Raw genomic sequence first — 9,440 nt, forward strand, 5'->3', positions numbered from 1 at the left:
GGGATCGCCGCGCTCGCGGCCTGCCGGCGGCCGCTGCGGCGCCGCGCGTTGGCGGCGTGGTTGCGGGCGATGCCGAACAGCCAGCCGGCGAAGTCGGACGACGTGCCGTGGAAGTCGGCGATCTTCTGCGCGGCGACCAGCCAGGCCTCGGAGGCCAGGTCGTCCGGGCTGTCGTCGAGACCGGACGCGCGGGACTCCAACCACAGCAGCAAGCGGCCGGCGTGAGCCCGGTAGAGCTCGCGCCAAGCCTCAGGGTCGCCGCGTTTGGCCGCGGCGACAAGTTCGTCGTCGGACCTCACCGCGCGTGACCAGCTCCCATTCCCCGAGCGCGTGTGATGGCCGCGAGCGCGGCCGGTTCGTGCTTGTGCGCCGGTCCCATTGTGCTCCCGGATGCAGCCGTGCGCGTCCCGATCTCGCACACGTCCTGCGTCCCGGTGAGGTCAGTGGGGGACGGTCGTCGCGGCCGGCCTTAACGGTGCCCCCGTCCGTGGGAGTGCGCGGGGGCGCGACGCTTGTCGAGGCCCCGGTGGTTGCCGTTGTCGGCGGATCGCTTGTCGCTCTTGCGGCCGGCGTTCCGCCCGGTGCTCTTGCCGGTGGTCTTGTCGGTGGTCTTGTCGCTGCGCTTGTCGGCCGAGCGGTCGGCGCCGGGCGGCGTCTTGACGTGTCCGTAGGCGTGACCGCGACCGTGCCCGTTGCCCGTGCCGTCGCCGCGGCCCTTGTCCTTGCCCTGGCCGGCGCTGTCGTTGGGCGGCTGCTGGCCGGGCTCGCGGGGAGCGCCGGTGCGGTCCGGCGAGTCGGTCGCCGAGGTCCCCTTGCCTGGCAGCCCCGGGGACCAGGGGCTGCCAGGCTCGGAGGGCGTGACGTCGAAGGGGGCTTCGACGTCACCTCCGGGGCTCGTCGCACCGGTCGCTTCCTGGGTGGCCCGCACCGCGGGTCCGACCGAAGGGTCGGACCCTGGTGTTGCTCCAGCCACCCAGGTCGTGCCCCCGATGACGGCAACAGCTGCCGCACCGGTCAGGGCACGCGCGACGGCGAAACGAGCGGTTCGAGCGGTTGGTGCCGAGCTTGCGCCAAGCGTCGCCAACTGGTGAAGCAACACGGGGTCCGGCTCGAGGGTCGGTGGGGCGACCCGGAGCCGTGGGGTGGACCGTCGTGTCATTTCGTCTTCCGTTCGAACTCGTCGTGCACCCCTACCTGTCGCGACACCGGGCAGTTGTTACGCGAGTTCGAAAGAACTCCGAAGTGGTCTGGACCAGCTAGTCAGGCGTGTTGATCATGAACGTCGCGGCGTGCGTGATGTATGCCCAGAACTGGGCGTCCTGCTCAGGGGTGAGGGCGACCGAGTCCAACGCCGCCCGGAAGTGGCGCAGCCAGTGGTCACGGGCGGTGGTGTCGACGGGGAAGGGGGCGTGCCGCATCCGCAGTCGCGGGTGTCCACGCTGCTCGGAGTACGTCGTCGGTCCGCCCCAGTACTGCACCAGGAAGAGCAGGAACCGCTCCTCCGCCGGGCCCAGGTCCTGCTCGGGGTAGAGCGGCCGGAGCACCTCGTCGCCGGCGACCCCCTCGTAGAACTTCGCGACGATCCGCCGGAAGGTCTCGAACCCGCCGATCTCCTCGTAGAACGTCTGCGCCTCGGTCACGCCGCCATCATCCCGCGTCGGTGGTGCCGCCCGACGCGGCGGCCCCCCTCTTGTCCTCGCGGTGCCACACCACCCGCTGGGCGAAGGGGATCTCGATGCCCTCGTGGTCGAAGCGGGCCTTGATCCGCTGGCGGAGCGCACGGGCCACCCCCCACTGCTGCAGCGGCGCGGTCTTGACCATCACCCGCACCGTCACCGAGTCGGCGGCGAGCATCTCGACGCCGGTCACCTCGGGCTCCTCGATGATGATGCCCTTGAAGTCCTCGTCCTCCCACAGGTCGTGCGCCACCTCGCGGAGCACCTGCTGCACCCGGGCCAGGTCCTCGCTGTAGCCGACCCCGACGTCGATCACGGCGCGCGACCAGTTCTTGCTCTGGTTGCCGACCCGCACGATCTCGCCGTTGGGGACGAACCACACGGTGCCGTTGACGTCGCGCAGTCGCGTCATCCGCAGGGTCACCGCCTCGACCGAACCGATGGCCTCGCCGAGGTCGACCACGTCGCCGACGCCGTACTGGTCCTCCAGGAAGATGAAGATGCCGGACAGGAAGTCCTTCACCAGTGACTGCGCGCCGAAGCCGAGCGCGATGCCGATGATGCCGGCGCTGGCGATGATCGGGGCGATGTTGACCCCGACCTCGCTGAGGATCATGGTCGTCACGACCGCGATCACGACCACCGTGATGATGCTCTGGAAGACGCCGGCCATGGTCTCCGCCCGTTGGGCCCGGCGGGCGAGAGCCAGTGCGTCGAGCCGTTCGGACAGGACGCCCTTCTCGGCGCGGCGGGCGATCCGGGCGACCACGCGGTGCAGCACCCAGCGCACGACCACGCCGAACAGGACGAGCCCGAGGATGGCCAGGGGCTTGCCGATGAGCACGTCGGCCCAGTCGGCGAAACGGGCGTCGCCGGTCCAGTCGAAGACCAGGTCGCAGACCTGCTCGCCGTCGGCGCAGGGGTTGGCGGCCAGTCCGATCAGATCGGGGAGAGAAGGCATCCCCCGAGTGTGGCAAAGACCGGCAGCGGTATCGAACCGGCGCCCCTGTCGGGCCCGGGACCGGAGCCGATATCCTCAGCACCGTGACCAGCACAGTACGACGCCTCCTCGCCGCTGCCGCTCTCGCGGGGTTCGCCGTGGCCACCGTCCTCGCCACCGCCGCTCCCGCGTCAGCCGACACCCCTGAAGGCTGGCCGAAGGAGGAGCCCGTCGACATCCTCGACGCCGTGCTGCTCCTCGGCGGCGTCCCGGTGCTCGTCTTCCTCGTGATCGTGGCGATGGTCCTCGGACCGGCGCTCGCGCGCGGCGAGTCGATCAAGCCCGGCGAGCAGCAGCTCGAGTCCCAGTGGCTCGGCGGCCCGCGGAAGTCGGCCGGCGAGCTCGCCGCACCCGACACCGAGGGCTCCAAGGCCGGCGGCGCCGGCGGTACCTGGTAGCCCGCGATGCCAACCGCGGCACTCTCCAGCGCTGAGCAGGCCGCGCTCGACGCGACGATCCGGGCGGCCGAGCAGGCGTGCCGGGCCGAGATCTCGGTCTTCGTCGGCCCGATCGAGGGTCACGACCCGCACTCGTTCGCGACCAGCCTGCACAACACGCTGGTGCTGCCCTCTCGGAGCATCCTGGTGATGGTCGACCCCACCCTGCGGGCGGTCGAGGTGGTCACCGGCGGGGAGGTCCGCCGTGCCCTGACCGACGCCGAGGCCGCGCTCGCGGTCGAGGAGATGACGCGGTCCTTCGCCGAGGGCGACCTGTCCGGCGGGCTGATCCGCGGCATCCGGCTGCTGGCCGAGCACGCGCGCGCCTGACCTCCGCCGAGTCGGCTCTTGTTGACAAGAGCCGACTCGGGGGGTTTTTCGCGTTAGTTCGAGCCGGGTCGACGGGTTCTGAGCGCGAGCTTGCGCCGGGTCGGGGTTAGGAGGCGTCCTTGGCCTGGGCGGCGAGGGCGCGGGCCATGTCGGCCCGGCCTTCCTTCACGAACCGCAGCGCGCCCGGGTTGACCCCGTCGGCCTCGGTCGCCAGCCACGCGTCGACCTTGGCCAGCGCCTCGTCGGAGGCCAGCACCCGCGGGAAGATGTACTCCAGCGAGACGGCGGCGCGGTGGGCGCCGAGCCGGTCCCAGGCGAGCGGGGCGTCGGCGAGGTAGCGGTCGACGTACGGCGCGAGCACGTCCTGCTGGCCGTCGCGCATGAACGACACGACGACCTGCTTCGCCGTCTCGTTGGGCACGGAGCCGTCGACCATCGCCTGGTGCCAGCCGCGCTCCTTGGCCTCGGCCGTGGGCATCGCGGCGCGCGCGGCGGCGGCGTGCTCCCTGCCGGAGATGGTGTTGTCGTCGGCCAGCTCGGCGTCGATCCGGGCGTCGTCGGCCCGGCCGACCCGGGCGAGGTTGTTGAGCAACGTCCACCGCAGGTCCTGGTCGACGGTCAGCCCCTCGAAGGTCAGGGTGCCGTCGAGCATCGCCTCCAGGTCGGCGATCGCCGCGTCGCTGTGCGCGGCGCCGGCGTAGGAGCGGGCGAAGGTCAGCTGGTGGTCGGTGCCCGGCTCGGCCGCCTCGAGCAGGTCGCGGAGGCCGCGCTCCCAGCGGGCGCGCAGGGCGGTCTTGTTGGCAGGCGCGGCGTACTGCGTGACGGCCTGGGCGGCGTACGCCGGGAACGCGGTGAGGCCCCACGAGTCGGTCTCGGCGCCGATGTTGTGGAGGACCAGCTCGACGAAGTCGGTCGCGGCCAGCTCGGCGTCGCGGGTCATGTCCCAGGCGGCGCTCCAGATCAGCGCCCGGGTGAGGGAGTCGTCGCAGGCGCCGAGGCTGGCGACCGCGGTCGCCAGGGAGCGCTCGTCGAGCCGGACCTTCGCGAAGGTCAGGTCGCCGTCGTTGAGGAGCAGCAGGTCGGGCTGGGTGGTGCCGACCAGCTCAGGGATCTCNTCGGGCTGGGTGGTGCCGACCAGCTCAGGGATCTCGGTGAGCTCGCCCACGACGTCGACCTCGACGTACTCGCTGCGCACGAGCCGGCCGCCGCCCCCGTTGTCGGACTCCGTGTGGTTGTAGACGCCGATGCCGATCCGGTGCCGGCGCAGGGTGGGGTGCTCGGCGATCGCGCTCTGCTGGACCGCGAAGGAGGAGTAGGTGCCGTCGTCGGCCAGCTCGAAGACCGGCGTGATCGTGTTGACGCCCGCGGTCTGCAGCCACTCCTGGGCCCAGCCGGTGAGCTCGCGGCCCGACGCCTTCTCGAGCGCGGTCAGCAGGTCGATGAACTCGGTGTTGTCGTAGGCGTGGTCACGGAAGTACTCCCGCAGGCCGTCGAGGAAGGGCTCGAGCCCGACCCAGGCGACCAGCTGCTTGAGCACCGCGGCGCCCTTGGCGTAGGTGATCATGTCGAAGTTCACCTCGACCGCGTGCAGGTCGACCATGTCGGTCGCGATCGGGTGCGTGCTCGGGAGCTGGTCGGCGCGGTAGCCGCGCTGCTTGCGCATGTTGGCGAAGCCGGTCCAGGCATCGGTGTACGACGTCGCCAGCGTCTCGGCGTGGTAGCACGCCCACTCGGCGAACGACTCGTTCAGCCAGAGGTCGTCCCACCAGCGCATCGTCACCAGGTTGCCGAACCACATGTGCGCCATCTCGTGGAGGATCACCGAGGCGCGGAACTCGTAGAACGAGCGCGGCTGGCGCGAGCGCGGGATGTACTCGTCGCGCAGCGTCACGCAGCCGGCGTTCTCCATCGCGCCCATGTTGTACTCCGGCACGTAGAGCTGGTCGTACTTCTCGAACGGGTAGGGGAAGCCGAAGGCCTCCTCGAAGAACTCGAAACCCTGCCGGGTGAGGAGCACCAGCTCCTCGCGGTCGCGGTCGAGCTCCGCCTTGAGCGACTGGCGGGAGTAGTGGCCCATCGGGATGACGCCGTGCCGGCCCTCGTAGACGTCGTGCACCTCGTAGTAGTCGCCGGCGACGACCGCGGTGATGTAGGTGGACATCTTCTTGGTGGTCGGGAAGCTCCACAACGCGTTGCCGTCGACCGCGGCGACCGGGTCGGGCGTCGGCGCGTTGGAGACGACCTTCCAGTGCGCCGGGGCGGTGACGTTGAAGTTGAAGACCGACTTCAGGTCGGGCTGCTCGAAGCAGGCGAAGACCCGTCGCGCGTCCGGGACCTCGAACTGCGAGTAGAGGTAGACCCGGCCGTCGGCGGGGTCGACGAAGTGGTGGAGGCCCTCACCGGTGTGCGAGTAGGTGCAGTCGGCGCTGACCACCAGCGTGTTGTCGGCCTGCAGGCCGGTCAGCGGGATCCGGCTGTCGACGTACGACGCGGGGTCGATCCGGCTGCCGTTCAGGATGATGTCGCGGACGGTCGCGTCGACCAGGTCGACCCAGGTCTCCGCCCCGGGCTCGCGACAGGTGAACGCGATCGTCGAGGTCGAACCGAAGGTCGTGACGCCGTCCTCCTCAGCCTTGGTGAGGTCGAGGTCGACGGTGTACGAGGTGACGTCGATCAGCGCGGCTCGGGCGGTGGCCTCTTCGCGCGTGAGGTTGGTTCCGGGCATGCCCGACATCCTCCCACCGGTCCTCAGATTGTCAGACATCGGGAAGCGACCTGGGTCACACTGGAGACCGGTTCGGCGCCCGTGCGGTGCGAACCACAACGGTGTAACTTAGGAAAGTCAAGCGCGACACGCCCGTGACGGGTGGGTTTTTTGTTCATTTTGTTGCGTTCTGGGGTGAAAGTGACCCAGAGTGTCCCTCATGCGCCTTGGACGATTGCTCTGGCGCGGGGGGACCGCGCTGCTCACGAGCACGCTCCTGGCGACCGTCGCGGTCGTCGTCGGGGTGCAGCAGCAGGCGGTCTCACCGGCCCCGTCCGAGAGTCCGGACACCACGCCGGCCTCCGGGTCGACGTACCTCTGCACCGGCTACGCCGGGTGCCGCAACGCGGGCTACTCCGACGCGGGTTACGGCGCGGTCAACAACCGCATGTACTGGCGGATGTACGCCGGTCACAACTGCACCAACTACGCCGCCTACCGGATGATCCGGGCCGGTATGTCGACCGAGCGGCCGTGGGACGGGTCCGGCATGGCCTACAACTGGGGTCACGCCCGGTCCGACATCACGAACGGCCGGCCGAGCGTCGGAGCCATCGCGTGGTGGGACCGCTACGACAGCGGCGTGGGGTCCAGCGGCCACGTGGCCTACGTCGAGCAGGTCGTCTCCGACGACGAGATCGTGATCAGCGAGGACTCCTGGAGCGGTGACTTCCACTGGCGCCGGATCACCCGCGACAGCGGCCGCTGGCCGACCGGGTTCATCCACTTCGTCGACAAGGCCGTGCAGAACACCACTGCTCCGGTGGTCAACGGCACCCCGCAGGTCGGCGTCGAGCTGACCGCGACCCGCGGCACCTGGTCGCCGAACCGCGACCTCGCCATCTCCTGGCAGTGGAGCGCCGACGGCGCCGAGATCGCCGGGGCCACGGACCAGACCTTCACGCCCACTGCGGCGGAGAAGGGCAAGGCGATCACGGTCGCGGTCACCGCGCGGCGGGCGGGCTACACCCCGAGCACGATCAGCACGGTTCCGACCGCCCCGGTCGAGCGCGGCGAGTTCACCGTCGTCGCGCCTCCGGTGATCACCGGCGACCCGATGGTCGACGACGCGCTCACCGCCACTCCCGCGACGTGGACCCCGGCCTCGGTGGACACGCTCTACCGCTGGAAGGCGGACGGCGTGCTGATCGACGGCGCCGACGGGCCGACGCTGACCCTGACCCGCGCCCTGCTGGGCAAGGACATCGTGGTGGCGACCCACGCGCGGGCCCCCGGCTACCGGAACTCCCCGGTGCGGTCGGACCCCGTCGGGCCGGTGGTGATCGGCCAGCTCGCCCAGACCACCCCGTCCACGATGACCGGGAGAACCCGCCTCGGCCAGGTGCTGACGGCGGTGCCGGGTGAGGTCCGGCCCATCGACGCGGCAGTGGCCTACCAGTGGCTGCGCGACGGCGTGGTCGTCGACGGCGCGACCGCGGCGACGTACACCTTGGGCACGCCGGACCTCGGCGCCACCCTGTCCGTCCAGGTCACCCGCTCGCGGCGCAACTTCGCCGACCTGGTCGAGACCGTCGCCGCCCCGCGCATCGTGACCGCCAAGCCGACGATGACGCTGACGGCCGACGGCCGCTCGCGCAAGGCCGTGGTCCGGGTGCGGCTCGCGGTCCCGGACGTGACGGTGCCGGGCGAGGTCACGGTCAAGGTCGGCTCCCAGGTGGTCACGGCGACGCTCGTGGACGGCCGCGCGAAGCTGGTCCTCACCGACATCGCGCCGGGTGACCGCCAGGTTCGTGCCTGGTACGCCGGCAGCGGCGCGATCCGGAAGGCGAAGGCGGTCTCGACCGTCCGCATCCTGCGCTGAATGCCGTCCCGGTCGCGTGGGCCGGGAATGCGGACCAGGGTCCGGTTTGTTCCACCGGCATGACCGTCTCGGAGAGCGTCCGCGATCGCGCGGACTTCTGGTTCGACCCCCTGTGCCCCTTCGCCTGGATCACGTCCCGCTGGATGCTGGAGGTGCAGCAGGTGCGCGACGTCGACGTCACCTGGCACGTGATGAGCCTGGCGTACCTCAACCAGGACAAGGACATCCCTGAGGAGTACCGGACGCTCCTGGCGCCCGGCTGGGGCCCCGTGCGCGTGCTGGTCGCGGCCGAGCAGCGGCACGGCGCGGACGCGCTGCTGCCCCTCTACACCGCGCTCGGGTCGCGGATCCACCTCGAGGGCCGCCGGCTCCACGAGGAGCCCGACCAGGGGCGGACCCTGGTCGCGGAGGCACTGGCGGAGGCCGGGCTCGACGCCGACCTCATCGACGCGATCGACGACCCGTCGTACGACCACGCCGTGGCCAAGTCGCACCACGAGGGCATGGACCAGGTCGGCGACGAGGTCGGCACGCCCACCATCTCCGTCAACGGTGCGGCCTTCTTCGGCCCGGTCCTCTCGCGGATCCCGCGCGGCGACGACGCCGGCCGGATGTGGGACGGGGCCGTGGCGCTGGCGTCGTTCCCGTACTTCTACGAGCTCAAGCGCAGCCGCACGGGCGACCTGGACTTCACCTGATTCGGGAGTAACGTCGGCGACATGACGACGTCGACGACGACCGATGCTGTCCGCGTTCTGGTGCACGCGCTCGACCAGGCCGGCGACGTGCTCGACCACGTCCACGCCGACCGGCTCGGCGACCCGACGCCGTGCGCTGAGTGGGACGTCAGCGCGCTGGCCGACCACCTGGTCCAGACGCCGGCGAACTTCCTGACGATGATGCGGGGCGAGCAGCCCGACTGGTCGGCTCCGCCCCCGCACCTGACCGAGTCGTGGGCCGGCTCCTACCGGGTGCACGCCGACGACCTCCTCCACGCCTGGCACACGCTCGACGGAGACCCGCCGGTTCCTGCGGAGTGGCAGGTGGCCGAGCTGGCCGTGCACACGTGGGACCTGGCGGTGGCGGTCGGCTTCCCGCTCGATCGGCTCGACGCCGAGGTGGCCCAGGTCGGTCTGGAGTTCATGCGAGCCAACATGAGCGCCGACAAGCGCGGTGACGCCTTCGGCCCGGAGGTCGAGCCGCCTGCTGACGCGGGCCCCTACGACGCCCTCGCGGCCTTCGCCGGACGCACCGTCTGATCCTCGCTGACACGCGCACGGATCGGCGGGTGCGCGGCTTCTGACCGGACATGTCGCATGCTCGATGTCCATGGTTTTCTCGGACTTGCCACTCGGACGACGTGAGCTGACCCGGCTCGCGACGGCAGCGGTCGCTGCCGTCGGAACCGCCG

General features: G+C 70.9%; 10 protein-coding genes. 5 read left to right on the forward strand and 5 right to left on the reverse strand.

All coding sequences use genetic code 11. The annotated features are described in order from the left end of the window. From H0488_RS19095 to H0488_RS19110, 4 genes are all read right to left on the reverse strand, one after another. Nucleotides 1-212 (reverse strand): RNA polymerase sigma factor (locus tag H0488_RS19095; RefSeq protein WP_281369705.1); only part of this gene is annotated, 212 nt, incomplete at its 3' end. Nucleotides 213-469: 257 nt separating this feature from the next. Further along, a complete protein-coding gene (locus tag H0488_RS19100; protein WP_183100824.1) occupies nucleotides 470-928 on the reverse strand; it encodes a hypothetical protein in 459 nt (152 codons plus the stop codon). Nucleotides 929-1,256: 328 nt separating this feature from the next. Further along, a complete protein-coding gene (locus H0488_RS19105) occupies nucleotides 1,257-1,640 on the reverse strand; it encodes a globin (protein ID WP_183100825.1) in 384 nt (127 codons plus the stop codon). Nucleotides 1,641-1,647: 7 nt separating this feature from the next. After that, nucleotides 1,648-2,637, reverse strand: a complete 990-nt coding sequence (locus H0488_RS19110) for a mechanosensitive ion channel family protein (protein WP_183100826.1) — start codon at nucleotides 2,635-2,637, stop codon at nucleotides 1,648-1,650. A gap of 83 nt (nucleotides 2,638-2,720) precedes the next feature. On the opposite strand from H0488_RS19110, the gene H0488_RS19115 reads away from it, so the two are divergent. Beyond that, a complete protein-coding gene (locus H0488_RS19115) occupies nucleotides 2,721-3,074 on the forward strand; it encodes a hypothetical protein (protein ID WP_183100827.1) in 354 nt (117 codons plus the stop codon). Nucleotides 3,075-3,080: 6 nt separating this feature from the next. Further along, nucleotides 3,081-3,443 (forward strand): DUF5130 family protein, encoded by a 363-nt coding sequence (locus tag H0488_RS19120; RefSeq protein ID WP_183100828.1) that lies wholly within the window; start codon nucleotides 3,081-3,083, stop codon nucleotides 3,441-3,443. A gap of 106 nt (nucleotides 3,444-3,549) precedes the next feature. Here the strand turns inward: H0488_RS19120 and pepN are convergent, their stop codons facing one another. After that, nucleotides 3,550-6,207: an aminopeptidase N gene (gene pepN, locus H0488_RS19125; RefSeq protein ID WP_446685629.1), complete on the reverse strand. Its 2,658-nt coding sequence runs from the start codon at nucleotides 6,205-6,207 to the stop codon at nucleotides 3,550-3,552. Nucleotides 6,208-6,367: 160 nt separating this feature from the next. Here pepN and H0488_RS19130 point away from each other — a divergent pair, with 160 nt between their 5' ends. The 3 genes from H0488_RS19130 to H0488_RS19140 are packed head-to-tail and all read left to right on the forward strand — an operon-like array spanning nucleotide 6,368 to nucleotide 9,288. Next, on the forward strand, nucleotides 6,368-8,029 hold the full coding sequence (locus H0488_RS19130) for a CHAP domain-containing protein (protein WP_183100830.1): 1,662 nt from the start codon (nucleotides 6,368-6,370) through the stop codon (nucleotides 8,027-8,029). 59 nt (nucleotides 8,030-8,088) lie between these two features. Continuing rightward, nucleotides 8,089-8,727 carry a DsbA family protein gene (locus H0488_RS19135; protein ID WP_183100831.1) on the forward strand — a complete coding sequence of 213 codons (639 nt, stop codon included), beginning with the start codon at nucleotides 8,089-8,091 and terminating at the stop codon, nucleotides 8,725-8,727. Between the two features lie 21 nt (nucleotides 8,728-8,748). Further along, a complete protein-coding gene (locus H0488_RS19140) occupies nucleotides 8,749-9,288 on the forward strand; it encodes a TIGR03086 family metal-binding protein (protein ID WP_183100832.1) in 540 nt (179 codons plus the stop codon). Nucleotides 9,289-9,440: the final 152 nt, after the last annotated feature.

This window comes from Nocardioides pelophilus (assembly GCF_014180685.1).
In the GTDB taxonomy this organism is placed as follows: domain Bacteria; phylum Actinomycetota; class Actinomycetes; order Propionibacteriales; family Nocardioidaceae; genus Nocardioides; species Nocardioides pelophilus.